Origin of the sequence: Ornithinimicrobium sufpigmenti (assembly GCF_004322775.1) — a bacterium.
GTDB lineage: Bacteria > Actinomycetota > Actinomycetes > Actinomycetales > Dermatophilaceae > Ornithinicoccus > Ornithinicoccus sufpigmenti.
On sequence record NZ_CP036403.1, the window covers coordinates 227,488 to 253,579 of the forward strand.

Annotated in this window: 22 protein-coding genes; 8 read left to right on the plus strand and 14 right to left on the minus strand. The window is 73.7% G+C overall.

Annotated features, from left to right (window positions below; all coding sequences use genetic code 11):
- Positions 1–27: 27 nt before the first annotated feature.
- Genes ESZ52_RS01065 through galE form a run of 5 tightly spaced genes read right to left on the minus strand, consistent with a single transcriptional unit; the run spans position 28 to position 3,769 of the window.
- A complete protein-coding gene (locus ESZ52_RS01065; RefSeq protein ID WP_131103302.1) occupies positions 28–471 on the minus strand; it encodes a guanyl-specific ribonuclease in 444 nt (147 codons plus the stop codon).
- Positions 468–866 carry a barstar family protein gene (locus tag ESZ52_RS01070; RefSeq protein WP_131103303.1) on the minus strand — a complete coding sequence of 133 codons (399 nt, stop codon included), beginning with the start codon at positions 864–866 and terminating at the stop codon, positions 468–470. The genes ESZ52_RS01065 and ESZ52_RS01070 overlap by 4 nt, the downstream gene beginning before the upstream one ends.
- Positions 866–2,299 (minus strand): adenylosuccinate lyase, encoded by a 1,434-nt coding sequence (gene purB / locus ESZ52_RS01075; protein WP_131103304.1) that lies wholly within the window; start codon positions 2,297–2,299, stop codon positions 866–868. Before purB ends, ESZ52_RS01070 begins: the two co-directional genes overlap by 1 nt.
- Before the next feature lie 37 nt (positions 2,300–2,336).
- Entirely contained in the window at positions 2,337–2,687 is a 351-nt protein-coding gene (locus tag ESZ52_RS01080) for a hypothetical protein (protein WP_131103305.1), read from the minus strand.
- 50 nt (positions 2,688–2,737) lie between these two features.
- Positions 2,738–3,769 (minus strand): UDP-glucose 4-epimerase GalE, encoded by a 1,032-nt coding sequence (gene galE, locus ESZ52_RS01085; protein WP_131103306.1) that lies wholly within the window; start codon positions 3,767–3,769, stop codon positions 2,738–2,740.
- Between the two features lie 106 nt (positions 3,770–3,875).
- On the opposite strand from galE, the gene ESZ52_RS01090 reads away from it, so the two are divergent.
- Together ESZ52_RS01090 and ESZ52_RS01095 are read left to right on the plus strand one after the other, a co-directional pair.
- Entirely contained in the window at positions 3,876–4,262 is a 387-nt protein-coding gene (locus ESZ52_RS01090) for a BlaI/MecI/CopY family transcriptional regulator (RefSeq protein WP_131103307.1), read from the plus strand.
- Positions 4,263–4,264: 2 nt separating this feature from the next.
- Positions 4,265–5,305, plus strand: a complete 1,041-nt coding sequence (locus ESZ52_RS01095) for a M48 family metalloprotease (protein WP_131103308.1) — start codon at positions 4,265–4,267, stop codon at positions 5,303–5,305.
- A gap of 21 nt (positions 5,306–5,326) precedes the next feature.
- On the opposite strand, the gene ESZ52_RS01100 is transcribed toward ESZ52_RS01095, so the two are convergent.
- The 7 genes from ESZ52_RS01100 to ESZ52_RS01130 all read right to left on the minus strand — a co-directional run bounded on the left by ESZ52_RS01100 (position 5,327) and on the right by ESZ52_RS01130 (position 16,839).
- Complete coding sequence (locus ESZ52_RS01100; protein WP_131103309.1) at positions 5,327–6,058, minus strand: ABC transporter ATP-binding protein; 732 nt, start codon at positions 6,056–6,058, stop codon at positions 5,327–5,329.
- The gene (locus ESZ52_RS01105; protein ID WP_131103310.1) at positions 6,058–6,999 is read right to left on the minus strand and encodes an ABC transporter ATP-binding protein; all 942 of its coding nucleotides are present in this window, start codon (positions 6,997–6,999) and stop codon (positions 6,058–6,060) included. Before ESZ52_RS01105 ends, ESZ52_RS01100 begins: the two co-directional genes overlap by 1 nt.
- A 2-nt stretch (positions 7,000–7,001) precedes the next feature.
- Positions 7,002–9,887: an FtsX-like permease family protein gene (locus ESZ52_RS01110; protein ID WP_131103311.1), complete on the minus strand. Its 2,886-nt coding sequence runs from the start codon at positions 9,885–9,887 to the stop codon at positions 7,002–7,004.
- Positions 9,887–13,513: an FtsX-like permease family protein gene (locus ESZ52_RS01115; RefSeq protein ID WP_131103312.1), complete on the minus strand. Its 3,627-nt coding sequence runs from the start codon at positions 13,511–13,513 to the stop codon at positions 9,887–9,889. Before ESZ52_RS01115 ends, ESZ52_RS01110 begins: the two co-directional genes overlap by 1 nt.
- A 196-nt stretch (positions 13,514–13,709) precedes the next feature.
- Positions 13,710–15,023: a phenylacetate--CoA ligase PaaK gene (paaK, locus tag ESZ52_RS01120; protein ID WP_131103313.1), complete on the minus strand. Its 1,314-nt coding sequence runs from the start codon at positions 15,021–15,023 to the stop codon at positions 13,710–13,712.
- Positions 15,020–15,511 (minus strand): hydroxyphenylacetyl-CoA thioesterase PaaI, encoded by a 492-nt coding sequence (paaI, locus tag ESZ52_RS01125; protein WP_238154700.1) that lies wholly within the window; start codon positions 15,509–15,511, stop codon positions 15,020–15,022. Before paaI ends, paaK begins: the two co-directional genes overlap by 4 nt.
- Entirely contained in the window at positions 15,508–16,839 is a 1,332-nt protein-coding gene (locus tag ESZ52_RS01130; RefSeq protein WP_238154699.1) for a 3-hydroxyacyl-CoA dehydrogenase NAD-binding domain-containing protein, read from the minus strand. The genes paaI and ESZ52_RS01130 overlap by 4 nt, the downstream gene beginning before the upstream one ends.
- 171 nt (positions 16,840–17,010) lie before the next feature.
- On the opposite strand from ESZ52_RS01130, the gene paaN reads away from it, so the two are divergent.
- The 3 genes from paaN to ESZ52_RS01145 are packed head-to-tail and all read left to right on the plus strand — an operon-like array spanning position 17,011 to position 20,621.
- The gene (gene paaN / locus ESZ52_RS01135) at positions 17,011–18,726 is read left to right on the plus strand and encodes a phenylacetic acid degradation protein PaaN (protein ID WP_131103315.1); all 1,716 of its coding nucleotides are present in this window, start codon (positions 17,011–17,013) and stop codon (positions 18,724–18,726) included.
- Positions 18,723–19,535 (plus strand): NUDIX hydrolase, encoded by an 813-nt coding sequence (locus tag ESZ52_RS19585; RefSeq protein WP_238154698.1) that lies wholly within the window; start codon positions 18,723–18,725, stop codon positions 19,533–19,535. Before paaN ends, ESZ52_RS19585 begins: the two co-directional genes overlap by 4 nt.
- Before the next feature lie 36 nt (positions 19,536–19,571).
- Positions 19,572–20,621, plus strand: coding sequence for an alpha/beta fold hydrolase (locus tag ESZ52_RS01145; RefSeq protein WP_131103316.1), 1,050 nt, complete (start codon positions 19,572–19,574; stop codon positions 20,619–20,621).
- Between the two features lie 7 nt (positions 20,622–20,628).
- Here ESZ52_RS01145 and deoD read toward each other — a convergent pair whose 3' ends face one another.
- Positions 20,629–21,348 (minus strand): purine-nucleoside phosphorylase, encoded by a 720-nt coding sequence (gene deoD, locus ESZ52_RS01150; protein WP_131103317.1) that lies wholly within the window; start codon positions 21,346–21,348, stop codon positions 20,629–20,631.
- 147 nt (positions 21,349–21,495) lie between these two features.
- Between deoD and ESZ52_RS01155 the strand changes: the two genes are divergently transcribed.
- From ESZ52_RS01155 to ESZ52_RS01165, 3 genes are read left to right on the plus strand one after another with little or no spacing between them, the layout of a single operon-like run.
- Positions 21,496–23,406: a glycosyltransferase family A protein gene (locus tag ESZ52_RS01155; RefSeq protein ID WP_131103318.1), complete on the plus strand. Its 1,911-nt coding sequence runs from the start codon at positions 21,496–21,498 to the stop codon at positions 23,404–23,406.
- Positions 23,403–24,668: a phosphotransferase gene (locus ESZ52_RS01160; RefSeq protein ID WP_131103319.1), complete on the plus strand. Its 1,266-nt coding sequence runs from the start codon at positions 23,403–23,405 to the stop codon at positions 24,666–24,668. Before ESZ52_RS01155 ends, ESZ52_RS01160 begins: the two co-directional genes overlap by 4 nt.
- A gap of 32 nt (positions 24,669–24,700) precedes the next feature.
- The gene (locus ESZ52_RS01165; protein WP_131103320.1) at positions 24,701–25,237 is read left to right on the plus strand and encodes an NADPH-dependent FMN reductase; all 537 of its coding nucleotides are present in this window, start codon (positions 24,701–24,703) and stop codon (positions 25,235–25,237) included.
- Between the two features lie 9 nt (positions 25,238–25,246).
- Here the strand turns inward: ESZ52_RS01165 and ESZ52_RS01170 are convergent, their stop codons facing one another.
- Positions 25,247–26,077, minus strand: coding sequence for a crotonase/enoyl-CoA hydratase family protein (locus ESZ52_RS01170; RefSeq protein WP_131103321.1), 831 nt, complete (start codon positions 26,075–26,077; stop codon positions 25,247–25,249).
- Positions 26,078–26,092: the final 15 nt, after the last annotated feature.

Below are 26,092 nucleotides of genomic sequence, written 5' to 3' on the forward strand. Positions count from 1 at the left end.
CTGGCCCGGAGACTGGCGCAGCGCCGGTCAGGGAGCGAACTCGCAGAAGCTCTCGTAGTGGTCCTCGGTGTAGTACCAGACCTCGGGCTCATCCTCCGCGCCTCCGCCGGTGACGATCCGGCGGGGGCCACGGTGGTCCAGCCCAGGGGTGCGCACGGTGTACTCGCGGTAGTAGCCGAGGTCCTCGTCGGGCAGGTATCCCTCGTAGTTGCCGAACCGGGTGCCGTCCCGGTCCGGGTAGTCGTACGGACCGCCGGTCCAGATGTCCTCGACGACGGGGACCGTGGTCGCGGGCAGGACGTCGTCCTCGCACGCGTCGATCCCGTCCCACGGCCGGGTGTCCGTCCCGGTCGGGCCAGGTTCGGCACCTGGGGCGGTGCGCCCGACGCCGCCGTCCCACGCGAGCGACCACCACAGGGCACCGAGGAGCAGCGCCACCACCAGCCCGACGAGCCAGGGCGGAAACCTCATACCTCGCCGTCCCGCGGGGTCGGCGGCTGCGTGAGGTCAGGCTCGACCGAGCCGACCACCGCGATCGTCGGCACCTGCGCCCCGTCGAGAAGGCCGGCCAGCAGCTGCCAGGCGGGCTCGTCGGCCTCCCGCAGCAGCCCTGCGCCCTCCCAGACGAGCGCCACCGTCTGCCCCTTCCACCACACGCTCAGGTCGCGGAGGGCGTCGGCGAAGGTGTCGAGGTTGCGCTCGGCCGGGGAGGGCAGGCGCAGGGCGGCGGCGAGGGCGGCCTGGGTCTCGCGCAGGTCGGCCGACGTCGGCTGCTGCACCGTCACCAGCCGCATCCCGTCGGCCGCGAAGCGTCCCGCCGCCAGCGGCGCGTCCTGCTCGGTCCGCTCCCAGACCCAGCCGTCCATCAGGAGAGGTGCTCGACCAGCTCAGGCGCGATGCCGACGTAGGAGGCGGGCGTGAGCGCGACCAGCCGCGCCTCCTCCTCCGGGGGCAGCCCCAGCCCGCGGACGAACTCGACCAGCTCGGCCCGGCCGATCCGCCGTCCGCGGGTCAGCTCCTTGAGCCGCTCGTAGGGGTTGGCCATCCCCTCCACGCCGCGTGCGGCGAGCGCGCGCATCACGGACTGGATCGGCTCGGCCAGCACCTCCCAGTTGGCGTCGAGGTCGGCAGCCATCGCCGCGGGCACCGCGTCCAGCCCCGCGAGCCCCCGGGAGGCGTTGTCCACCGCCAGCAGGCTGTGCCCCAGCGCGGTGCCGATGTTGCGCTGCATGGACGAGTCGGTGAGGTCGCGCTGCAGCCGGCTGGTGACCAGCGTCGAGGAGAGCACGTCCAGCAGCGCGTTGGACACCTCGAGGTTGGCCTCGGCGTTCTCGAAGCGGATCGGGTTGACCTTGTGCGGCATCGTCGAGGACCCGACCGTGCCCTGACCGCGGACCTGGGCGAAGTAGCCCATCGAGATGTAGGTCCAGACGTCGGTGCACAGGTTGTGCAGGATGCGGTTGAAGCGCGCGATGTCGCCGTAGAGCTCGGCCTGCCAGTCGTGGCTCTCGATCTGGGTGGTCAGCGGGTTCCAGGTGAGCCCGAGGCCCTCTACGAAGGTGCGGCTGACCTGCTGCCAGTCCGCCCCCGGCACCGCCTCCACGTGGGCGCCGTAGGTGCCGGTGGCCCCGTTCATCTTCGCCAGGTATGCGGTGCTGTCCCGGCCCCCCACCCGGTCCAGCTGCCGGGTCAGGCGCCAGGCGAGCACGGCGAGCTCCTTGCCCATCGTCGTCGGCGTGGCCGGCTGGCCGTGCGTGTGCGCCAGCAGCGGCACCTCGGCGAGCTCGCGCGCCATACCGGAGAGCTGCTCGACCAGGGCACGGGCGCGCGGCAGCCAGACCTGCTCGACCGCGCCGCGGACCATCAGGGCGTAGGAGGTGTTGTTGATGTCCTCGCTGGTGCAGGCGAAGTGGACGAGCTCGCCGAGGGTGGCCGCGCGCTGCTCGCCGACGACCTCCACGAGGCGGCGGCGCACGTAGTACTCGACCGCCTTGACGTCGTGCACCGTCTCGGCCTCGATCTGGGCCAGCTCGGCGATGGCGGCGGCGTCGAAGCCGGTGACCAGGTCACGCAGACTGGCCTGCTCGGCGTCGCTGAGGCGGTCGGCCCCCGGCACGACCTCCAGGGTGACCAGGTGGATCAGCCACTCGACCTCGACGTGCAGCCGGGCCCGGTTGAGCGCGGCCTCGGAGAGGTGGTCGACCAGGGGCGCGACGACGGCCCGGTAGCGACCGTCCAGGGCACCCAGCGCGATGGGCGGGGAGAGCTCGGCGAGGGGGGTGCGGGCAGCAGGCAGCATGCCCGTATTGTCGCAGGCTCTAGCGCCGCTTCTTCCTCTAGCGCCGCTTCTTCTTCGCGTCGGGGTCGACCTCGTCGGCGTCGACGAAGGTGCCGGTCACCCGGTCGCGCTGCTCGCGGGCCTGGCGGGTGGCCTCCTCCGCCTGGGCGTAGAGCTCGTCCGCCTTCTGCTGCGCCTCGCGGGCCTGCGCCTGCAGCTGGGCGGCCCTCTCCTCCGCGCCCGCCGCGACACCCTCGCTCTGCTGCGCGCGGGTACGCAGTGCTGCCGCCTCCTTGCGGGCGGTCTCCAGGCGCTTCCTCCGGGCGATGAGGGCCCACGCGATGAGGGCCGCGAGGACGACGACCGCGAGGACGATCCACAACCACCAGAGCGAAGCGATGTCGGACATGCCCCTGAACCTAGCCGTTCAGCGCAGGCCGCGCCCCGCGAGCGGGACCGTCAGGCCGGGTAGCCCTCCGGGTTGGCCTGCTGCCAGCGCCAGGTGTCGGCGCACATGTCCTCGACCGTGCGCGTCGCCCGCCAGCCGAGCTCCGCCTCTGCACGGGCGGGGTCGGCGTAGGAGCTGGCGATGTCGCCGGGGCGGCGGCCGACGATCTCGTAGTGGATCTCCCGGCCGCTGGCCCGCTCGAAGGCGGCGACCAGCTCCAGCACCGACGTGCCTCGTCCGGTGCCCAGGTTCCACACCGACAGCGGCTCGTCGTGCCCGCGCAGCTGCTCCAGGGCGGCCAGGTGCCCCGCGGCCAGGTCCTCCACGTGGATGTAGTCGCGCACCCCGGTGCCGTCCACGGTGTCGTAGTCGTCGCCGAACACCGACAGCTTCTCCCGCCGGCCGACCGCGACCTGGGCGAGGTAGGGCATCAGGTTGTTGGGGACATCGGCCGGGTCCTCGCCGATCCGGCCGCTGGGGTGGGCCCCGACCGGGTTGAAGTACCGCAGCAGCGCCACCCGCAGCCCGGGGTGGGCGACGACGGCGTCCCGCAGGATCTGCTCGCTCATCACCTTGGTCCACCCGTAGGGGTTCGTCGCCGACACCGGCAGGTCCTCGGTCATCGGCACCGGGGCCTTCGCGCCGTAGACGGTCGCTGAGGAGGAGAAGACCAGGTCGGGTATGCCGTGCCGCACCATCGTCTCGGCGACCGCCAGGGTGGCGCCGAGGTTGTTGCGGTAGTAGGCCAGCGGTTGCGCGACCGAGTCGCCCACCGCCTTGAAGGCGGCGAAGTGGATGACCGCGTCGACCGGCATACCCTCCTGCTCCTGCTCGGTGAACAGGGCGTCCAGCTGCTCGGTGTCGGCGACGTCGAAGGCGTGCGCGGGGATCGGCCGACCGGCCAGCTCCTCGAGCCGCTCCAGCACGCTGGGGCGGCTGTTGGAGAAGTCGTCGACGATGAGCACCTGGTGGCCCGCCGCGACCAGCTGCAGGACGGTGTGGGACCCGATGTAGCCGGCGCCGCCGGTGACGAGGACGTGCATGGGCCCAGATCCTGCCAGACGGTGGGCAGAGCCGTCTCTCCCTTGCCCGTACGGCCCTAGACATTGCCCGTACGGGTCTACGACGTAGCGCAGTAGAATGGGCCCTATGGCCCTTCGCTCTACCTCTCTCGGCGACCTCGAGCGCGCCGTCATGGACGCCCTCTGGTCCCACGGCCCGGACCTGTCCGTGCGCGACGTCATGGACCGGTTGACGGAGGCCGGCTCCAAGGAGCTGGCCTACACGACCGTGATGACCGTCCTGGACCGGCTGGCCAAGAAGGGGCTCGCCGACCGCACCCGTGACGGTCGCGCGTGGCGCTACACCGCGGCGGCGAGTCGCGAGGAGCTGGCCGCGACGGCGGTGCGCTCCGCCTTCGACCACGTGCAGGCGGACCGCCGCGTGGCGATGCTGCACTTCCTGGACGACGCGACCCCGGCCGAGATCGACGACCTGCGCGCCGCCCTCGCCGAGGTCGAGCGGCGCCACGGCTGACGGTGACGGGGACCTTCGTCACGGTCGCGCTCATCACGAGCGCTGTCCTGCTGACCCTCGTGGTGCCGGGGACCCTGGCCCGCTGGCGTCGCCAGCGCACCGATCCTGCTCGGGCGCTGCTGCTGTGGCAGTCCGTCTCGGTCGCCGGCGTGGTCTGCGCGCTGCTGGCCGCCCCGGTTGCGGTCCTCACCTCCGGGCTGCGGCACCCGTGGCTGCTCGGCCTCGCTGTCGCCGTCTCGGCCGGGATGCTGGCCCGCGTGCTGTGGTCCGGCCATCGCGTGGGCACCGACCTGCGCCGGCTGCGCGCCGAGCACCGTGCCATGGTCGACCTGCTGGGCGAGCGCCTGGAGGACCTCGAGGACGGTGACGGCCGGTCGGGTGCGCAGGGCTATGGAGGCCGCGGGGACCGTGAGGGCGGTAAGGACCGGACCGCGCGGGACCCGATCCGGGTCCTGGCCCACCCGGCGCCGACCGCCTTCTGCCTGCCCGGCAAGGGCGACCGGATCGTGCTCACCCGCGCCACGGTCGAGCGGCTGGGGCACGAGGAGCTGCGGGCGGTGCTGGCCCACGAGCAGGCGCACCTGGACCACCGCCACGACCTGCTTCTCGAGCTGTTCACCGTGCTGCACAAGGCGGTGCCGGCCCGCGTCCGGGCGCACACCGCGCTGCACGAGGTGCACCTCCTCGCCGAGGTGCTGGCCGACCACCGGGCCGCCGCCCGGACCTCTGCCCCGGCGCTGGCCCGCGCGCTCGTGGCGATGGTGGCTCCCGAGGCGCTGGACGACCACGCGGCCTCGACCTCCGCGACGGGCGGGGGAAGGGCGGGTCGGGGCACGACGGACGGGGATCTCACCCACCGGGACCTGCTGCAGGAGCCGCGCCTGCAGCACGCCCTCGGCGCCGCGGACACCCAGGTGGGGACCCGGCTGCAGCTGCTGGCCCAGCCCCCGGCCCCGGCGGGCCTGCGGCTCGCGCTCACGAGCGGTGCGGTCGGGGTCCTCGCCCTGCCGGCGGTCCTGCTCCTGCTGCTGTGGTGGGCCTGACCACCCCACAGCACCGCGCGCTCACCCCTCGCCGCTGACCCGCCTGCCGTCCTGCAGCTGCACCACCTGGTCCGCCCGGCTCATCAGCACCGGGTCGTGGGTGGAGACCACCGAGGCGATCTGCTGCTCGTGCGTGACCCGGGCGAGGAGGTCCATGATGAGCGCGCCGGTCTCGGAGTCCAGCTGTCCGGTCGGCTCGTCGGCGATGAGGATGTCCGGCCGCGAGACCAGGGCCCGCGCGATGCCGACCCGCTGCTGCTGCCCGCCGGAGAGCTCGTACGGCCGCTGCCTCGCGTGCCGCTCCAGCCCCACCATCGCCAGCGCCTGCTCGACCCGCTCGGTCCGCTCGCCCACGGCGACCTTCTGCAGCCGCAGCGGCACCTCCACGTTCTCGGCGGCGGACAGCACCGGGACGAGCCCGAAGCTCTGGAAGACGTAGCCGATCCGCTCGCGGCGCACCGCGAGCACCTCCTTCTCGGGCAGCTCCGAGAGCACCCGACCGTCGTCGAGCAGCACCTGCCCCGCGCTCGGTCGGTCCAGCCCGCCCAGCAGGTTGAGCAGCGTCGTCTTGCCCGAGCCGGAAGGGCCGCGCACGACGGTGATCGCGCCCGCGGGCACCTCGATATCGACCCCGTCCAGCGCGTGCACCTCGGTCGCGCCGCTGCCGAAGGTGCGGCGCAGCCCCCGGCCGACCAGCACCGCGCGGCCCTGCGTGCGCGAGCCCTCCTCCGGGTATGCCGTCCGCTCACCCATCACCGCTCCTCACCCTCGGCCGGTGCGGGCCGACCCTCGGCCGTGACGGGCTCGTCCCCGCCCCGCCGCTCGTGCTCGTCGTCGGGCCAGACCTGCACGTGCTCGCTCTCCTTCTCGATCCGGACCCGGTCGCGCAGCCCGAGCGCCTCGACGTGCGCCTTCGGCAGCTGGATCCGGCCGGCGCGGTCGATGACGGTGTACTCCTTGGCGATCTGCCGCACCGTGCCGTCGGCGTCGGTCACGACATACCTGAGCACCTCGGTGGAGGTGCGCCCGTCGCGGATCGCGACCGTGCGCCGCACGTGGTCGGACACGGTCGGGTCGTGGGTCACGACCAGGACGGTGGTGCCCAGCTCGCCGGCGGCCTGACGCATGGCGTCCAGCACCTGGGCGGAGGAGGCGTCGTCCAGCTCCCCGGTGGGCTCGTCGGCGAGCAGCACCGCGGGGGTGTTGGCCAGGGCCGTCGCGATCGCCACCCGCTGCTGCTGGCCGCCGGACAGCTCGGCCGGCCGCCGGGCGCCGAGGTCGCCGATGCCCAGCAGGTCCAGCAGCATCTGGACTCGCTCAGACCGTTGCCGACGGCCGCTGATGACCATCGGCAGGGCGACGTTCTCGGCGGCGGTGAGGAAGGGCAGCAGGTTGCGCGAGGTCTGCTGCCAGACGAAGCCCACGGTGTGCCGCTGGTAGTCCACCCGCTGCGCCCGGCTCATCGTCAGCAGGTCCACCCCCGCGACCCGGGCCCGACCGCCGGTCGGCCGGTCGAGGCCGGAGAGGATCCCCAGCAGGGTCGACTTGCCCGAGCCGGAGGCGCCGACGAGGGCGACGACGTCACCGGGGTCGACGACGAGGTTGAGCCCCTGCAGGGCCTGCACCTCGACACCCTCGGTGGAGTAGATCCGGACGAGGTCCTCGCACCAGATCACAGGTTGGTCGGTGGCCATGGTTACCTCTCTTCCCCGACGCGCAGGGCCTGCGCGAGGTTGGTGCGGCCGGCGAGCCAGGCGCTGACGGCGATGGCGATCAGGACGGTGAGGACGACGGCGCCGAGCACGAGCGCCAGCAGCAGCGGGTCCAGGACCAGCGGGGGCTGGGCGGCGCCCCCGGTGAGGCCGGTCAGGTCCAGCCCGCGCAGCAGCACCCAGGGGACGGCGATGCCGAGCAGCCCGCCGACCACGGCGGAGACCGTGAGCAGCGGCGCCAGCTCCCAGGCGGTGAGGGCGCGGGTCTGCGAGGGGGCCAGGCCGAGGGTGCGCAGCAGGGCGAGCAGGCGGGCCCGGGCGACGGAGCCCATCAGCTGCACGACCACGACCGCGAGCACGGTGAGCAGGCCGGAGACCACGGTGGCGCCGACGAAGAGCCGGGTCAGCCCCTCGGTCACCGGCGCCTGCGTGAACGACCGCAGCTGCTCGGCCACCGTGGTCCGCACCCCGGAGCGCTCGCCCATGGTCCGGCCCACCTCGTCGGCGACCCAGTCCGGGTCGGCGCCGTCGGCCAGACCGATGAGGATGATGTTGGCCAGCGGGCCGCTGGACCCGGTGGCCTCCCACACCTCGCGGTCCACGACGAGGCCACCGGCGCGTGCGGCCCCCGGCAGCTGGGGCAGGTGGGCCACGACATCCACGTCGCCGACTCGGGACAGGGTGAGCCCCTCGCGCTCGTCGTCCTCGACGCTCAGGCTGCGCAGGGTGGCGATAGGGGCGGGGCCCTCGGTGCTTCCGGCGAAGATCTCGGCCGGCAGCAGGTCGACCGGGGCGTCCGCCTGTACCTCCTGGACCGGTGCGTCGACCAGCCAGACCCGGGCCGCCCGGCGGGTCCCGTCGACTGTGAGCCGGGCCGTCTGACCGCTGTCCGCGATCCCGGCCACGGCGCTGACGCCGTCGATCTGCTGCAGCCGCTCGCGCAGGTCGTCGGTCAGCGGCGGCCCGGTCACCCGGATTGCCGCGCCGTTGTTCTCCCACGCCGCCACCTCGGCCCCGCGGGTCACGGTCGACAGCAGGACGGCGCTGACCAGGGCGATCGCGGTCCCCAGCACGACGGCGAGCGCCGGGACCAGCCCCCCGGCGGGGTCGCGCAGGGCCCGGGCGGCCCCCAGGAACGGGGTCAACGACCGGCGCCCGCGCAAGCTACGGGTCAGCGCCGCGAGGGGCAGCGGGTAGAGGCGCAGCGTGACCACGCAGGCGGCCAGCGCCAGCAGCACGGGCGTGGCCGCGGCGAGCAGGTCGATGCCGCTCTCGGCGGCGTCGTCGCCCCGCTCTCCGCGGTCCAGGAGCCGCCAGGTCGCCAGCGCGGCCAGGCCGACCAGGGCGAGCTCGACGACCCACCGCCATCGGCTGCCGCTGCGCCCGCTGAGGTCGCTGCGTCGCTGCAGCAGCGAGGCATCGTCGAGGGAGGCGGCCAGGGTCACCGACGGCACCAGGGCGATCGCCGTGGTCACCGCCCACTGCCACCACGGGGTGGGGCCGGGCAGGAGCAGCGTGGCGCCCAGGTGGCCCAGGGCAGCAGCCGGTATGCCGAGCAGCAGCCCCTCGAGCGCGACCAAGGTGCGCAGCTGCGAGGGCGCGGCGCCGCGCGCCAGGGCCATCGCGAGGGCGGGCTGGCGGCGGTGGACGACCAGCCGCGCCCCCAGCGCCGCCACGGCCAGCGCCACGCCGAGGGGACCCGCGGCGACGACGGCCAGCAGGGAGCTGGTCGCGCGCTGCTGCGCCGCGATGCGGTCCAGGGTGGGGGCGAGGTCTGCGGAGAAGACCGGGAGCTGGTCAGGGCCGTCCCAGACCTCGGCGGCCGGGACGAGGACGTGCTGCTGGGCCAGGAAGGTGGTCAGCTGGGTGCGCAGGGTCGTGACCTCGTCGGTGCGCCCGGTGATCCCGGCCGGGCCGACCGGGTACCAGAGCCGCATGTCCACCGTGGCCGGCTGGCCGAGCGCACCGCGGTTCTGCGGGGACAGGAAGGCCGCCGCGAACACGGAGGTGCCGGCGTCCGGGTCAGGGATGATCCCCAGCCGGTCGGCGGAGTCGATGTGCTGCCAGCGCGGGTCGTCCGGGTCGCTGACCCGGTAGGTGCCGGAGAGCAGCAGGGTCTGCGCGTTGACGTCCTCGATGACGTCTCCGGGCTTGACGAGCAGCTGGTCGGCCGCGTCCTGGGAGAGCATGACCTCGGGGATGTCGCCCACCTCAGGGTCGCCCTCCCCGGCGTCCTCCTCCTCACCATCCTCCGTGATGATGCCCTGCTCCGGACCGACGCCACCGAACATCGACCGGTCCCGGTAGGTCAGCGCCGGCCAGTCACCGTCGACCAGCTCCACGTGCGTTGACAGGTCCGGGTCGACTGTGAGGGTGAAGGAGGCGCTGACGAAGCCGGTCTCGACCTCGGGGACCCAGGTGAAGGGCTGGTTGAGCTCGGCCACCAGCTGCGCGGGCTGCAGCACGTCGCGCAGCGGCTCGGGCTGCTCGGTCCGGATCCGCTCGGCGCCCTCGCGGAACGGCCTCCACGGGTCCTGGACCAGCTCCTCGTGCTCGTCGTCGTCGAGGTCCACCATGTCCGGAGCCCACACCTGGAAGGTCGGGATCTCCACCGTCCGGTTCCACGTCCCCACCACGTCGCGCTGCGCCGCCGAGAGGCTGGTGACGTCCTGCACCAGCTGCCGGGACTGGACGTCGGTGAGGGCGCGCGGGACCGCGGTCAGCAGAAGGGCGACCAGGCCCACCAGCAGCGCCAGCCCGAGGGAGACCCATGGGTCGGAGGCGAACTGCCGGGCGCCCAGCCGACCCGGGGTCAGGCCGCCCGAGCCGCGGCGCCGGACGCGGCGGGAGGGGGTGGAGTGCCGGCCCATCAGCGCACCTCCTCGCGGTACTCGTCGTCCAGGGCCTGTCCGCGCACCTGGCGGGTGAGGACGAGGGTGAGCAGACCGAGCACCACCGCACCGGCGGTGAGGAGGATCACCCACGGCCCGGCCTCGAGGCGCAGGACGGCCGGCAGCTGCACCCGCCCGGGCTGGGTCGTGGCGGAGGCCAGCTCGGGGACGACCAGGGCGCTGACCGCCCAGCCGGCCGCCAGGCCCATGAGCACCGCGGCCAGCACCACGCCGGCCAGCTCGGCGGCGCGGGAGCGCGCCTGGGCGCCGGGCTCCATACCCAGCGCGCGCAGCACGGCGACCTCCGGCCGGCGGGCGGACACCAGGGTGGCGGCCATCGCGGCGATGCCGGTGAGGGCGAGCAGCACCGCGCCGGCGGAAGCGACCCAGAAGACGAGGCGGGCCGCGCTGGTGGCGTCGGTGACGGTGACGCTGCCCGGCCCGGTGACCGCGCGCAGGTCCGGCTGGTCGCGGAGCGCGACCACGGCGTCCTCGACGGGGACCGCTGGGGTGGCCCACACCTGGCTCGGCCACGGGAGGCTGGCCTGGGTCGTGGCCAGCAGGGTGCCCAGAGCCGTGCTGTCGACCAGGGCTGCCTGCGGCTGGGTCCGGCCCGGGACGGCGGGCACCACGTCGGTGAGCACGGCCGGACGGCGCTGGCCGGACATGGTGAGCTCGAAGACATCCCCGACCACGAGACCGGCAGCGTCGGCCGCGGCAGGGGTCAGGGCCACCGGGATCCGCGGACCGCCGGAGGCCTCGTCGTCCTCGGTGGTGGGCATGTCCCGCGGCACAGCGCCACCCAGGTGCGGCGGCCGGACGTACTCCGCGCCAGGGGCGATGGTCAGGGTGGGGCCCGCCGTCGGGTCCCCGCTGGGCGGCCCCATCAGGATGGTCCAGCTAGCGCCGTCCGTGTCGAGGATGGGATCGATCGGTACGTAGTTGGACTCGGTGTACATCGACCAGTTGTCCTCGGAGTGGATCTCTATCTGCTGCCGGTGGTAAGGGCCCTCCTCCAGGGCAGCGGCGCGTCGGTCGAGGTCCGCGAGGGCCTGGTTCGGGGTCATGGCCTGCTGGGAGCCCCAGGGGGTCGCGGTGGTGGCCAGGAGGTCCTGCCCGCCGCTCCGGACGCGGAGCCGGATCTCGTGCTCGATGTACTGGTCGATGGTGTAGCTCATGAAGACCGGGCCGGATGCTCCGGCTCTGGCGACCTCGATCGCCTCGACCGTCACCGCACGGCCTGGCTGGAGGGTGAACTCGACCGTGTCGCTCGCCGAGGCGGGCTCCACGGTGACGTCCGTCGGGTCGTCCTCGTCGTAGGTCAGCTCCAGGCCCGGGACGACGACCGGCGCACCCGGCACGGTGTTGGCGACGCCGGTGGCGGTGTCCCGGACCAGCAGCCGCACCTCGAACTCCGTCGGCTCCGCCAGGTCGGCGACTGTCTGGTCCAGCTGCAGCACCGCTGCGGTCCGAGGGTCCGGCTCCTGCGGGGCGGTCATTCCCGCCTCGGCGAGCGCCTCGAGGTACTGCTCCTGGCTCTCCTCGAAGCTCTCCAGGTAGGCGAACCCCCACGGGTCCAGTTCGCGCTCGACCGCCAGCTCGACCATGAGAGTCTCGGCGCCGGCGGGGACCTCGATCGCGCCCGTAGCGAGCAGCTCGTCGCCGTCCTCGGAGCGCAGCTGGTGCAGCCCTGTCGGGACCAGCGAGCGGTCGCCGGCCATGCGGTTGGCCACGGCGTCCAGGCCACCGGTGTCCGCAGCGGTGAGCGGCAGGACGAGGTCGCCGACGCGGGCGTTGTCGTCCAGCCAGACCAGCGTGGCCCGGTCGATCTCCGGAAGGGTCGTGATGTCCACCGGCGGAGGTGGCACGACGCCGGGCTCGACGGTCGCCGGGGGGCGGACCAGGTCCGCCCGCAGCGGCGCGCCCTCGGTGACATCGGCCAGGTCGTCGCGCAGCTGCGCCGAGGTCCCGGCGTAGAGGGCGGCCATCGTGGTGGCGCCGACGGCGAGCACGGTGAGGACGACGGGCACGGCATACACGGTCAGGTGGCGGGAGACCTGGGCCGAGGCCAGGTGACCGCCCGCCGAGCGCGAGGGTCGGGTGGCCAGCTCGACGGCACGCGAGAGCGGGCCGAGCAGGGCGGCGGCGACGACGGCTGCCGCCGCGAGCAGCAGCGCGGGAGCTGCCCCGGCGACCAGGTCGGTGCCCAGGGTCCCGTCCGCGCGGCGGACGAGGGGGGAGCCGGCCCGGTCCAGCTGCCACCAGGACACGCCGGCCGCGGCGAGCACCAGGACGAGGGTGGCCAGCGCCGTTGCCGCCCGGGCGCGGCCGGACCGGTCGGCCACGGCCTGGCCACCGGAGAGCCGTCCGGCCTGGAGGGCGGCGACGGCGCCGAGCACGAGGAGCACGCCGACCAGCGTGACGAGGGCGGTGGTGAGGACGGTACGGCCGACCAGGTCGCCACCGGGCACCAGCTGCATCAAACCCCAGGCGGCGACCGCACCCAGCGCGGCGCCGAGCACGGCGACGACCGAGGACTCCAGGAAGCCGGTCAGCAGGACCTGGCGACGTGCGGCGCCGCGGGCGACCAGCAGCTGGACCTGGCCCTCGCGGGTCGTGGTCAGCAGCCGGGCCAGCTGGACCACGGCGAGCCCGGTCACCAGGACGAGCACCGAGAGCGGGACCACGCCGAGGGCGCGGGCGGTGGCCAGGTTGGTGGCGGCGGTGGCCGCGGTCGGCGCGAGGTCACCGTCGATGGTGATGCCCCGGACCCCGACGCCGTCGACGTCCCCGAGGTCGCCGCGCAGGTTCTCGGCCCCCGCGGCGAGCACGGCGAGGTCGTCCGGGGAGATCTCCGAGGCGTCGGGGCGCACCGGCCAGCGCACGAACGGGGTGCCGATCTCCCGGGCCACGCCCTCGTCGACGACCAGGGGACCGTAGTCGGAGTCCACCTGACCGGTGCGGGCCAGGTCGTCGCCGAACCAGAAGGCGTCCTGGGTGTCGGTCGGCTCCCACGTCGCGGTGACCTCGATCTCGCGGTCCTCGACCACCAGGACGTCGCCCACCGAGACGTCCCAGGCCTGCGCGGCCCCGACGTGCAGGGCGCCCTGACCGCGGACGACGTCCTGCTCGCTGGCGTCCTGTCCGCTGGCGTCCGGCCCACCCACGGCGGGCCAACTGCCCTCGACGACGGACACCAGCTCCTCGACCCGGGAGCTCTGTCCGCCCAGGGCGAGGTCGGGTCCACCCAGCAGCACCACCCGGCCCTCGAAGGACTCTCCGTCGCGCTGCACCGGCCGCGGCTCGGTGACCACCGTGCGGCCGATGGAGACCGGGGCGGGCGCGAAGGCGTCGACGATGGCCTCCCGGGCCATGGAGTCCTGCGCCTCGGGGTCCTCGGCGAGCCGTGTCTGCACCTGCACACCGGTCTCGGTGGGCTCCCCAGAGCTCAGCGCCCCCCGGGCGGCGGTGGTCGCGGCGGCCTGCGAGTAGCCGACTGTCCCGGCGATGATGCCGGTCGTCACGGTGACGAGGACCAGCAGGGTCAGCAGCAGCCCCGCAGCGGCCCGGGCACGCGCGAGGGCGAACCCGGACCACGACGTCATGACGCGGATCCTAGGAAGCCGCTGGTCAGAGCACAAGAAGGACACCAAGGAACCGGCTCAGACGTGACCGGATCGTGACGACACAAGGATCGTGACGACAGAACACGGGAAAGAGCCCGACAGGACACGGGAGAAGGCCCGACAGGACACGTGGAGAGGTCGATCAGGGCACGCGACAGGGCGGCAGCGGATCGACTCAGCCCAGCGGCCGCTGGTCGACGATGCGGCGCGCCTTGCCCACCGAGCGCTCGATCCCACCCTCGGCGAGCACCACGACCCGGGCCGAGGTGCCGATGCGGGACTTGATCTGTGCCGACAGCTCGCGGGCCAGAGCCTCGTGGCGCTCCGCCGGCACCCCGGGCGCCGTCTCGACGTTGATCGTGAGCTCGTCGAGCCGTGACGGTCGGGTGAGGATGCACTGGAAGTGTGGGGCGAGCCCGTCGATCTGCAGCACCAGCTCCTCGATCTGGGTGGGGAAGACGTTGACGCCGCGCACGATCATCAGGTCGTCGGACCGGCCGGTGATCTTGGCCATCCGCCGCATCGAGGGTCGCGCGGTGCCGGGCAGCAGACGCGTCAGGTCCCGGGTGCGGTAGCGCAGCACGGGCATCGCCTCCCGGGTCAGAGAGGTCAGCACCAGCTCGCCCTCCTCGCCGTCGGGGACCGGCTCCTCGGTGATCGGGTCGATGATCTCGGGGTAGAAGTGGTCCTCCCAGAGCGTCAGCCCGTCCTTGGTCTCGACGCACTCCTGGGCCACCCCGGGCCCCATCATCTCGGAGAGCCCGAAGATGTCCGTGGCGTGCATGCCGCAGGACTGCTCGATCTCGGCCCGCATCGCCTCCGTCCAGGGCTCGGCGCCGAAGACGCCGAGCCGCAGGGAGGTCTCGCGCGGGTCCAGGCCCAGGCTCCGGACGTGGTCGACCATGGTCAGGAAGTAGGAGGGCGTCACCATGATGGCGTCCGGTCGCAGGTCCCGGATGAGCTGGATCTGCTTCTCGGTCTGACCCCCGCTCATCGGCACCGCAGTGCACCCCAGCCGCTCGACGCCGTAGTGCGCCCCGAGCCCGCCGGTGAACAGCCCGTAGCCGTAGGCGACGTGCACCATCTGGCCCGGGCGGACGCCCGCCGCCCGCAGCGAGCGGGCCACGAGGCCCGCCCACGTGTCGATGTCGCCGCTGGTGTAGCCGACCACGGTGGGCAGGCCGGTGGTGCCCGAGCTGGCGTGGACCCGGACGCACTGCTCCCGGGGGACGGCCAGCATCCCGAACGGGTAGTTCGTGCGCAGGTCGTCCTTGGTGGTGAACGGCAGCAGGCGTATGTCGTCCAGGCTCCGGATGTCGTCCGGGTGCACGCCGCGCGCCTCGAGCTGGGCCTGGTAGTGCGGGATCCGGCTGGCGCGGAGCACCGCCCCCTGCAGACGCTCCAGCTGCCGGGTGCGCAGCTCGTCGACCGACCAGTTCTCCGCCTCGTCGTACAGGTCGGGCCGGGGGGTGATCTCGGGAAGGGTCATCGCGTCACCTCCGTGGGCGTCGGGAGGGAGCGGCTGCGCCCCCGGAACTCGGCGAGCACCGCTCCGTCGGACGCGCGGGTGACGGTGACGTCGGTGATCCCGCTCCGCCCGTACCGCACCCGCTCCACGGCGGTCGCCACCAGGACGTCACCGAGCCGCCCCGCGGCGACGTAGGTGATGTCGGCGCCAGCTGCGACGGTGAGCCGCCCGGTCGCGTTGCAGGCCAGGGCGAAGGTGGAGTCGGCGAGGGTGAAGATGTACCCGCCGTGCGCGATCTCGTGCCCGTTGACCATCGCGGCGGTCACCCGCATGCGGGTGCGGGCCCGACCGACCGGCGTGGCGCCCGCGGTGTCCACCTCGAGCTGCAGCACCTCGATACCGAGGGCTCGGGATGCCTCGTCGGCGGCCCACATGGCGTTGACGTGCGGGAGATCCGGCCGGCCCAGGCCCGCTTGCTCCGGCTCGCCGACCGGGCCTTGGCCGCTCACAGCGCCTCGCTCGGCCGGTAGCGGCCCCCGGGGTAGCGGGCCTCCAGCTCCGCCAGCGTCGCCCGGACCGTCTCCCGCCCGAGCTCCTCGAGCCACCCGAACGGTCCCTTGGGGTAGTTGGTGCCGAGCCGCATCGCGGTGTCGACGTCCTCCGCGGTGGCCTCGCCGCGTTGGACGAGATCCACGCCCTCGTTGACCAGCATGGCCAGCGTCCGGGCCACCGGGTCCTGGTGGACCGGACCGCCGACGAGGCGTTGCGCGAGCTGCTCGTCCGGCTCGGCGTCGGTGGCAGAGCCGTCCTCGCCGTAGGAGAAGACCCCCCGTCCGGTCTTGCGGCCCAGGCGACCCTCGCGCACCAGGGCGCGCTGCCAGTCGGTGGGGGCGTAGCGGGGGTCCTCACCGGTCTGACGCCATACCGACTCCCCGACCGCCAGGTTGACGTCCTGCCCGATCAGGTCGGTCAGTTCGAACGGGCCCATCCGGAAACCGGCCCCGCGCAGGGCAAGGTCGAGCGTCGCGGGGTCGGCGATGCCCTCCTCGACCATGCGCTGGGCCTCGCCGTAGAAGGGGCGGGCGACCCGGTTGACGATGAACCCGGGCGTCGACGTGCACCGCACCGGGGTCTTGCCCCAGCGCCGCATCAGCTCACTGGCAGCGTCCAGGACCTGCCCGTCCGTGGCCGAGCCGGAGATGACCTCCACCAGGCGCATCAGCGGCGGCGGGTTGAAGAAGTGCAGCCCGAGCACCTGCCCCGGCCGCTGCAGCGCGGGAGAGACCCCGCCGTGGGACGCGGCGTCGTGCCCGGTCTGCGCCTCCTCCACGATCCCGTCGATGGACAGGCTGGAGGTGTTGGTGGCCAGCACGGTCGTGGCCGGCTGCGCGCCCTCCAGCTGGCGGGAGATCGCCCGCTTGACGTCCAGGTGCTCGACGACGGCCTCGACGACCAGCGCCACGGGGGGCACCGTGGACATGTCCTTGGCGGTATGCGGTCGCACCCGGCCCAGCACGTCCCTCGCCTGGTCCGCGTCCAGGCGACCCTTCGCGACCAGCCGGTCCAGGGTGGCGCCGAGCCGCTCGACGGCGCGGTCGGCAGCGCCCGGCTGTGCGTCGACGAGGACCACCGGGTGTCCCGCCTGCGCCGCAACCTGCGCGATGCCGCTGCCCATCGCCCCCGCGCCGATCACGGCGACGGCGACGTCACCGGCGTCGCTCAGCAGGGGGTGCGGTCGGGGATGGTCGCTCGGCGGGTGGCTGGCGGGCAGGTCGTCCTGCCCCGCAGTCGCCGGGGGGTCGTGGGCCGGGCCGGACTCCGCTGTCATGGTCGCCATCCTGCCAGCCTTGTGCAGGAACGTTGTGTCACATCAGTGGTGTGCACGACGGATGTGACACACCGTTCCCGCACGTCGATGTGTGGTGGCTCCTGCACGGGCATCGTGGTGGGCTCCGCAGTGCTGGCCGGGCGTCTCGCGACGGTCTGGGCCGCGGATTAGGCTGGGTGCATGCTCGACACCGCAACGGCGCAGCCGACGACGCACCCCCTGCTGGAGGCCCACCGCGCGACCCTGGAGGAGGCGGCGCAGGCGCTGCGCGACCGCAGCTACTACAGCCGCTACCCGGAGTCGCCCAGCCCCCGGGTCTACGGGGAGAACGCCCCGCAGGACGGGCAGGCGGCGCACGAGACCACGATCAACAAGGACTACACCGCGCTGAAGGACCAGCCCGGCACCGGGGAGAGCGTCGGTGACGAGAAGTCGCCCTACGGCCCGACCCTGGGCATCCGCTACCCGCGGCTCGACGTGGAGGCGGCCATGGCGGCCGCGCTCGCCGCGATGCCTGCCTGGCGCGACGCCGGCGCCGAGGTGCGCGCCGCGGTCTGCGTCGAGATCATCGACCGGATCAACCAGCGCTCGCACGAGATGGCGCACGCCGTGATGCACACCAGCGGCCAGCCGTTCGTGATGTCCTTCCAGGCCGGTGGCCCGCACGCCCAGGACCGCGCGCTCGAGGCGGTCGTGGCCGCGCTGGAGGAGCAGCGCCGCATACCCTCCTCCGTCACCTGGGAGAAGCCGGCCAAGGGCGAGCCGATCCGGATGCAGAAGGACTACCGCATCGTGCCCCGCGGCGTCGCGCTGGTGATCTGCAGCAACACCTTCCCCACGTGGAACGCCTACCCGGCCATCTTCGCCAGCCTGGCCACCGCCAACCCGGTCGTCGTCAAGCCGCACCCGCGCGCGATCCTGCCGCTCGCGCTCACCGTGCAGATCGCCCGGGACACCCTGGAGGACGCCGGCTTCGACCGCGCCCTCGTCCAGCTGGCGCCCGAGGGCGACGGCGGCACCCTGGCCAAGGACCTGGCCCTGCACCCGGCGGTGAAGATCATCGACTACACGGGCGGCCCCGGCTTCGGCACCTGGCTGGAGACCGAGGCGGGCGCCCAGGGCAAGCTGGTCTACACCGAGAAGGCCGGCCTCAACACCGTCGTGGTCGACTCCACCGACGACCTCAAGGGGATGCTCGGCAACCTGGCCTTCTCCTTCTCCCTGTACTCCGGGCAGATGTGCACCGCCCCGCAGAACGTCTACGTGCCGGCGGACGGCGTGGACACCGACCAGGGCCACCTGTCCGCGGAGGAGTTCACCGCCAGGCTCGGCGAGGCGATCTCCCGGTTCAACGCCGACGACGCCCGGGCCGTGGAGATCCTGGGAGCCACCGTCAACGACGACGTCCGCAGCCGGGCCACCGACGTGCCGGCGCTGGCCGCGAGCCTCGGCGGCTCGGTGGCACTCGACTCGCGTCCGGTGACCCACCCGTCCTACCCCGACGCCGTCATCCGGACCCCCGCGCTCATCAGTGTCGAGGTCGACAACCTCCGGGCCTACACCCAGGAGTGCTTCGGCCCCGTCGCCTTCGTCATCACCACGGAGGGCACCGCGGAGTCCCTGCAGCGGTTCGCCGGCACGGTCCGCCAGCACGGCGGGATGACCGCGGCCGTCTACTCCACCGACGAGGACACCCTGGAGCAGGCCCGCGAGGCGGCCGCGGACGCCGGGGTCGCCCTGTCCGAGAACCTCACCGGGCAGGTCTTCGTCAACCAGACCGCGGCCTTCTCCGACCTGCACGGCACCGGCGCCAACCCGGCCGCCAACGCGGCTTACTCCGACGCGGCGTTCGTCGCCAACCGGTTCCGGGTCATCACCAGCCGCCGGCACGTGTGACCAGCCCCGAGGCACCGGACCCCGCGCTCGCCGCGGCAGCCGCCGACGGCGTTCCTGGCGTGGCGCGGCTCGTCGGGCTCGACCAGCTGCCCACGGACGAGTGGGCCGCCGTCGAGATCGTGGCGGCGCTGGTCGACCGGGCCTTCGCTGCCGGGAACCACCGGGTCGAGGCCGAGGTCCCCTCCGCGGAGCCGGCGCTGCAACGGGTGCTGCGCCGGGTCGGGTTGCGCCCAGAGGGTATGGCGCGCGGGCGCGCGACGGGCCCGGACGGCATACCGGTGGACGTGGTCCGGATGGCGCGGCTGCGCGACGACCCCGAGCCGGGGGAGCCGGGCGCCTTCCTCGGGATGCTCAACGCCACCCTGCCCCGCAAGCGGGTGATCGTCCAGGGCGTCGCCGACGACGGGGCCGGGCGGTTCCTGCTCTGCGAGCTGACCTACAAGGCGCACTGGGACCTGCCCGGTGGGGTCGCCGAGCCCGCGGAGTCGCCGGTGACCAGCCTGCGGCGCGAGCTGCGCGAGGAGCTGGGCCTGGACCTGCCCGTCGGTGAGCTCATCGCGGTCGACTGGCTCCCGCCCTACAAGCAGTGGGAGGACGCGGTGCTGCTGGTCTTCGACCTGGGCAGCGTCCCCGACCTCATCGAGCGGGCCGTGCTGCAGCCCACCGAGCTGCGCGCCGTGCACTGGACCCGGCCCGAGCAGGCCGGCGACCACGTCGCCCCCTACGTGGCCCGGCTGCTCGACGCCCTGGCCGACCGGTCGCCCGGGCGTTGCCTGTTCCTGGAGGACGGGCTGCCGCGCTGCGGCTGAGTGCTGCGCGCGTGCCGCTGCTGCCAGGATGAGGCCATGACCACTCCGACCTCGCCGCGCGGCATCGAGCTGCACACCGTCCAGACGACCCGTCTGCGCACCGCCTTCCGGGCCGCCGGCGACCTCGGCGCACCGGTGCTGGTGCTCCTGCACGGCAACGTCTCCTCCTCCGCGTTCTTCGAGCACCTGATGACCGACCTCATCGCCGACTTCCGCATCGTCGCCCCCGACTTCCGGGGGTATGGCGACTCCGAGCGCAAGGCGATCGACGGCACCCGGGGCGTGGCGGACCTCTCCGACGACACGGCCGCGCTGCTGGACGCGCTCGGGATCGAGGGCCCCGTGGACGTGCTCGGCTGGTCGGCGGGCGGCAACGTGGCCCTGCAGCTGGCGATCGACCACCCGGGCCGGGTGCGCAGGCTCGTGCTGGAGGCGCCGGGCAGCCCGTTCGGTTTCGGCGGCAGCACCGGGCTGGACGGCCGCCCGGTCGCCGACGACTTCGCCGGCAGCGGCGGCGGCACGGTCAACCCCCAGTTCGTCCAGGCGTTGCTCGACGGTGACCGGGGCGAGGAGGCGGTGAGCCCACGGACCACGCTGAGGTCGTTCTACGTCAAGCCCGGCTTCACCTTCGCCGAGGAGGACGAGGAGGCCTACGTCGACGCCATGCTCAAGACCTCCGTCGGGGACGACGTCTATCCCGGTGACCGGGCCAGCTCGGAGAACTGGCCCGGGGTGGCGCCGGGCAGGACCGGCATGAACAACGCGCTGTCGCCCAAGTACCTGCGCCAGGGTGCCTTCGCCGACCTCGACCCGGCCCCGCCCGTGCTGTGGATCCGGGGCGACGCCGACCAGATCGTCTCCGACACCTCGATGTTCGACATGGCCCAGCTGGGCAAGCTCGGGGCCCTGCCGGGCTACCCCGGCGAGGAGGTCTGCCCCACCCAGCCGATGGTCTCGCAGATGCGCACCGTGCTCGAGGCGGCCGGGAACGTCACCGAGGTCGTGTACGAGGACACCGGCCACAGCCCGCACCTGGAGCAGCGGCAGCGCTTCGTCGACGACGTCCGCAGCCTCCTCCGGGCGTGAGCGGGGGTCAGCCCGGCAGCGGAGTGGCGAGCGCCGCGTCCAGGGCGATGGTGACCATGTCCGCGAAGGTCTGCTCGCGCTCCTCCGCCGAGGTCTCCTCACCGGTGACGATGTGGTCGGAGACGGTGCACACCGCCAGCGCCTGCCGGCCGTGGCGCGCGGCGAGCGTGTAGATCTCGGCCGCCTCCATCTCCACCGCGACGACGCCGTACTCGACCACCTGCTGGGTCAGCTCCGGCCGCGGGTGGTAGAAGCTGTCGGAGCTGAAGACCGTCCCGACCAGGTGCGGGGTCCGGGACTCCTCGGCGGCCCGGACGGCGGCGCGCAGCAGTCCGAAGTCGGCCACGGCCGGGTAGTGGTAGCCCTGGAAACGCAGCGCGTTCATCGAGCTGTCGGTCGCGGCGGCCTGGGCCAGGACCACGTCGCGGACCTTCAGCCGCTCGGTGAGCGCCCCGCAGGAGCCGACGCGGACCAGCTGCTGCACGTCATACTCGCGGATCAGCTCGTTGGCGTAGATCGACGCGGACGGCTGCCCCATGCCGGTCCCCTGCACGGAGACCCGCTCACCGCGGAAGGTGCCGGTGTAGCCCAGCATGCCGCGCACCTGAGAGTAGCACTCGGCGCCCTCCAGGAAGTTCTCGGCGATCCACCGCGCCCGCAGCGGGTCACCGGGCAGGAGGATGCGGGGGGCGATCTGACCGGGCTGGGCGGCGATGTGGGTGCTCACGCAGCAAGGGTATGCGGGCCGGCGAGCTGGCGGGGCGTGCGGGATCTGCGAGTGGCGGTGCTTCTCATCCGCCTCTCGTTCGTGAGATGTTCTGTGGTCCCGTGAGATGTTGGTGGGCGTCGCCCGCGTTCGAGGAGGAACGAGCAGATGAGCACGACCAGCGTGGTGCGCACCGTCGGCGGGGCGCTGCTCGCCGCCCGTGACGGTCCACCGGCCGACGAGGCGCTGCGACTGCGTGCCCTCGCGCTGCGCAGCGGCCACGACACGGTCGGCGACGCCCTGGCGCTCCGGGCGGGCAGCCCGGTCCCCGCATCCGTGCTGGTGGCCCGGCTCGCCTCCGGCATGCCGGTCCCGGCGGCCCTGCCCGCCCTGACCTCCCAGGAGTCCCTGCCGGCGACCCTCGCGCTCGCCACCGCCCTCGTCGGTATGCAGCGCAGCGAGCCGGAGCTGCAGGCAGGGGTGGCGCTGTTCGAGGCGGTGCTCACCGCGCACGGTCCGCGGGCGCTGACCAGCCAGGACCAGCGCCACCTGGCCCAGGCTGCCTTCCTGGCCGGCCGGCACGACCTGGTCGAGCACGCGCTCGAGGTGCTGCCCCGGCTCACCGACGCCGTCGCCTCGGGGCTGCGGGCCGACCTGGCCAACCCCGTCGTCGGGGGGCCCACGGCACGTCCGCACGCGGAGTGGGAGCGGCTCTTCGGGGCCCGGTTCGTGGCCCGTGAGCTGGCGCCTCCGCAGGTGGACCCGGGGCGGGCCTGCCTCTTCGACGGTCTGCACCTGTCGCCGTCCCGCTCCGTCGACGGCCCCCTGGTCACCGTCGTGGTCCCCGCCTACCGGCCGGACGAGGGCCTGGTCACCTCGGTGCGCTCGATCCTGGCGCAGAGCCACGGCAACCTCGAGGTCCTGCTCGTCGACGACTGCTCCGGGCCGGACTACCAGCAGCTGTTCGCCCGCGTCGAGGCGCTGGACGAGCGGGTCCGCCTGATCCGGCAGGAGCGCAACGGGGGGTCCTACCTGGCCCGCAACACCGCCCTGGCCCAGGCGCGCGGCGAGCTGGTGACGACCCAGGACGCCGACGACTGGAGCCATCCGGAACGCATCGCGGCCCAGGTGGCGCTGATGGCGCAGCACCCAGGTGCCCCCGCGAGCCGCAGCGCGGCCATCCGCTGCCGCCCCGACCTGACCCGCCAGTGGTTCGGCTACAGCCCCGAACGGATGAACGCCAGCGCCCTGATGGTCCGCCGGGAGGTGCTGGAGCAGGTGGGCGGCTACGACCAGATCCGCAAGGGCGCGGACTCGGAGATGTACGAGCGCCTCCAGCTGCTCGGGGAGGTCGTCGACGTCGTCGCACCCCTGGCCGTCACCCGGCTGGCGGCCGGGTCCCTGTCCCGGGCCGACTTCAGCTTCGGCCGGCACTCCCCGGACCGCGTGCTCTTCCGCAGCGCGTTCCGGGACTGGCACCGCCGGCTGGGCGCGAAGGTGGACCCCCGAGATCTCGCGGGCCGCCGCGATGGCCCGTCGCCCTACCCCGTGCCCCGCTCCTTCGCCAGGGCCCTGCCGCACTCCGCGCCCGCCGCCGCTCACCTACCGGTGGTGCTGCTGGCCGACCTCGCCGACCCGGTGCCCGTGGGGATGGCCCTGGAGCAGCTCACCGCCGGCCGCGGCGACCGGCTCGGGGTCCTCGGGCGGGAGGACCTGAGCCGGGCGGGCATCGAGGGTCCGGTGTGGGACCCGCTGCTGCTGTCCGCGGCACGGGAGGGCCGGGTCGAGGTGCTGGTCGACGGCGACACCGTGCACGCGGACACACTGGTGGTGCTGGAGCCGACCCTGCTGGCCCTGCCGGCGCTGCCCCTGCCCGCGGTGACCGTCGACAGGCTGCTGCTCGCCGCGATCCCCCCGGGCCCGACCGAGCCGGTGCGTGACCTGGAGGCGGCCGCCGCGACCGTGCGCGAGCACTGGGGGATCGCCCCGGTGTGGGTCGCCCGGGACACCGGCGACCAGCGGGCCTGGGCGGATGATGGGTGGCGTCTGCCTCTCCTGGCCGAGGAGCTGGCGCCGTGAGCGAGGACACGCCGGTGGGGCGCGGCGGCCGCCCGCTGCGGCCAGGAAAACTGCCCCCGACGTTGCCCTCGACGTTGCCCTCGAAGCTGCCCTCGGTGCGCCGCCGGCTGGTCCCCGCTCGCCGTGCCCTCTCCGGTATGGCGGGCAGGTTCGCCTCCTGGATGGACCCGGGCCGGTCCTCCTCCGCGGCCGTGTCGCCCGTGGTCGAGGACCGGCTGGCCGCGGCGCTGGAGGTCGTCGCCCAGATCGAGGCCAGCGCGGAGGCCCTGCCGGTGGCGTCGGGCCCGGTGACGTTCTGGGGTCGCGGGCGGGTGGCCCGCCGCCCGGAGGTGCACCCGGCGGTGGCGGGGCTCGTCCCGCGCACCGAGCGTGACGGCTGGGCGGTGGACGGTCCGCAGATCCGCACGCTGGAGGCGGCGACCGCGGCCGACCTGGTGGTCATGGCCAAGTTCGACGTGCACGAGCGGACCAAGCTGCGGGCCGCGTACGGGGAGGACGGCCTGACCCTGGCCGTCCAGCCGAAGAGCCCCACCGGTGTGGACGGCATCGCAAGGATCGTCCGCGCCCAAGAGGTGGTGTCGCAGCACGCACCGGACCTGATGACCGACGTCCTGGGCTACGGCCGCCTGCCGAGCGGGCTGCCCTTCGTCGTCGAGCGCTGGCTGGACGGCCAGCCGCTCGGCTCCTCGACGGAGCTGTCCGCGGCCGCGCCCGAGATCCTGGCCGGGCTCTCGGCCGTCCACCGGGGCCACGGCTTCACCCGGGTGCGGCTCTCCGAGCACTGGGCGCCGCTGGCGGACCGGTGGGCGAAGACCCTGGCCACCGGGCTGGTCCCCGACGACCTCGGCGCCTGGGTGGGACGGCTCATCGACCGCGACGCAACCCTGCGGCACTCCTGGGTGCACGGCGACCTGGTCGCCTCCAACGTCATCCGAACCCCGGACCGGCTGGTGCTGATCGACTGGGAGCACTCCCAGCAGGCCCCGATCATGAACGATGCCGCCAAGCTGCACCTGTTCGTCGCGGACCCGACGCAGCTGCTGAGCACGGTGCTCGACGTCCTCGACGACGCCGGCCGGCAGGGTGCGGGTGCGGCCGACGCCTTCTCCCCGGCCGAGGAGCTGGCGCTGGCGCACGCACAGCTGATCAGCCACTACCCGCGACGCAGTGCGCAGCTCGTCGGCCACCCCAGGGAGGGGGTCTACGACAAGCAGGTCCGGCGCCAGTTGCAGCGGCTGGCCGAGGTCAGGGACGCCGTTTAGGCATTGAGTGACGTATCACTTATCCTGAGGATATGAGTACGCGTATCGGTGTCGTCATCACGTCCACCCGCCCCACCCGCATCGGTGACAAGGTCGCCGCCTGGATCGCCGAGCAGGCGCCCGAGGGCGTGCAGGCGGAGCTCGTCGACCTGCGCGAGGTCGACCTGCCGTTCCTGCACGAGCCGGCCCAGCCCGCGATGGGTGACTACACCCAGGACTCCACCAAGGCCTGGAGCGAGCTGGTCTCCGGCTTTGACGCGCTGATCCTCGCCGTCGCCGAGTACAACGGCGGCTACACCGCCCAGCTCAAGAACGCCATCGACACCCTCTATGCCGAGTGGACGGACCTGCCGATCGGCATCGTCGGCTACGGCTACGGCGGGGCGGCCCGTGCGGTCGCCGCCCTGGAGCCGATCGTGCTCAACGTCAAGGCCGTGCCCGTGCAGGGCCCCGGCCTGGTCTTCGACCAGCACCTGACGCTGGAGGGCGAGCTCCTCGAGGCGGCGCCCGCCGACGAGGTGCGTGCCCTCTTCGAGGCCGTGCGGGACCAGGTCCCCGCCCTCGTCTGAGCTGACCCGTCAGCGCACGGGCAGCCCCCGGCGGCCCATCCGGGCCAGCAGGGCAAGCTGGGCGCGGCGCTCGCGGGCGAACGCCCGCCGTGGGGACGAGGCCCGGGCGGTGGTGAGCAGGCGCTTGCCTGCGGCCACGGCCTGGGGGTCGTTGGCCAGGATGGGCGCCAGCAGCTCGACGGCTCCCGCGATCGGGTCGTCGGCGAGGCGGGTCACCAGACCCAGCCGCGCCGCCTCGTCACCGGGCAGCACCCGGGCGCTCAGCGTCAGCTCCTGCGCCACGTCCAGGCCGACCACCTCGCTCAGCGAGCGGGTGCCGCTCATGTCGGGGGTCAACCCCCAGTGCGCCTCCCGCACCGACCAGCGGGCGTCCGGCGTGCTCACCCGCAGGTCGGCGCCGAGAGCGAGCTGGAGACCCGCGCCGAGACAGTGACCGTGCACGGCGGCGACGACCGGGACGGGGAGCCGGCGCCATGCCCAGCACGCCTCCTGGAAGACGTTGGTGCCCAGCCAGGGTCGGGAGACGAACCGGCGAGCGATCCCCACGGGGTCCTTCAGCGCATGCCCCAGGTCCATCCCGGCGCAGAACGCCTCGCCCTCCCCGTGGAGGACCACCGCCCGCACGTGCCGGTTCCGCCGCCGACGAAAGATCGGGGCGACGTCGACGAGCGAGTCGAGCATCGACAGCGTCAGGGCGTTGAGCTTGTCCGGCCGTCGGAGTCCGACGAAGGCGATGTCCTCGACGATCTCCACGACGATCGTGCCCTCGCTCGGGACCGGGGGATCGGTGGCCGGGTCGTAGGGCTGCGGGAAGGTGGCGGAGGTCGCGCGGTGCGGCATACCGCCACCCTGCCA

Bases quoted from the DNA above. Each gene is read 5' to 3' on its own strand.
- ESZ52_RS01065 (WP_131103302.1), bottom strand. From the start codon at position 471: ATGAGGTTTCCGCCCTGGCTCGTCGGGCTGGTGGTGGCGCTGCTCCTC.
- ESZ52_RS01070 (WP_131103303.1), bottom strand. From the start codon at position 866: ATGGACGGCTGGGTCTGGGAGCGGACCGAGCAGGACGCGCCGCTGGCG.
- purB (WP_131103304.1), bottom strand. From the start codon at position 2,299: ATGCTGCCTGCTGCCCGCACCCCCCTCGCCGAGCTCTCCCCGCCCATC.
- ESZ52_RS01080 (WP_131103305.1), bottom strand. From the start codon at position 2,687: ATGTCCGACATCGCTTCGCTCTGGTGGTTGTGGATCGTCCTCGCGGTC.
- galE (WP_131103306.1), bottom strand. From the start codon at position 3,769: ATGCACGTCCTCGTCACCGGCGGCGCCGGCTACATCGGGTCCCACACC.
- ESZ52_RS01090 (WP_131103307.1), top strand. From the start codon at position 3,876: ATGGCCCTTCGCTCTACCTCTCTCGGCGACCTCGAGCGCGCCGTCATG.
- ESZ52_RS01100 (WP_131103309.1), bottom strand. From the start codon at position 6,058: ATGGGTGAGCGGACGGCATACCCGGAGGAGGGCTCGCGCACGCAGGGC.
- ESZ52_RS01105 (WP_131103310.1), bottom strand. From the start codon at position 6,999: ATGGCCACCGACCAACCTGTGATCTGGTGCGAGGACCTCGTCCGGATC.
- ESZ52_RS01110 (WP_131103311.1), bottom strand. From the start codon at position 9,887: ATGGGCCGGCACTCCACCCCCTCCCGCCGCGTCCGGCGCCGCGGCTCG.
- ESZ52_RS01115 (WP_131103312.1), bottom strand. From the start codon at position 13,513: ATGACGTCGTGGTCCGGGTTCGCCCTCGCGCGTGCCCGGGCCGCTGCG.
- paaK (WP_131103313.1), bottom strand. From the start codon at position 15,023: ATGACCCTTCCCGAGATCACCCCCCGGCCCGACCTGTACGACGAGGCG.
- ESZ52_RS01130 (WP_238154699.1), bottom strand. From the start codon at position 16,839: ATGGCGACCATGACAGCGGAGTCCGGCCCGGCCCACGACCCCCCGGCG.
- paaN (WP_131103315.1), top strand. From the start codon at position 17,011: ATGCTCGACACCGCAACGGCGCAGCCGACGACGCACCCCCTGCTGGAG.
- ESZ52_RS01145 (WP_131103316.1), top strand. From the start codon at position 19,572: ATGACCACTCCGACCTCGCCGCGCGGCATCGAGCTGCACACCGTCCAG.
- ESZ52_RS01155 (WP_131103318.1), top strand. From the start codon at position 21,496: ATGAGCACGACCAGCGTGGTGCGCACCGTCGGCGGGGCGCTGCTCGCC.
- ESZ52_RS01165 (WP_131103320.1), top strand. From the start codon at position 24,701: ATGAGTACGCGTATCGGTGTCGTCATCACGTCCACCCGCCCCACCCGC.
- ESZ52_RS01170 (WP_131103321.1), bottom strand. From the start codon at position 26,077: ATGCCGCACCGCGCGACCTCCGCCACCTTCCCGCAGCCCTACGACCCG.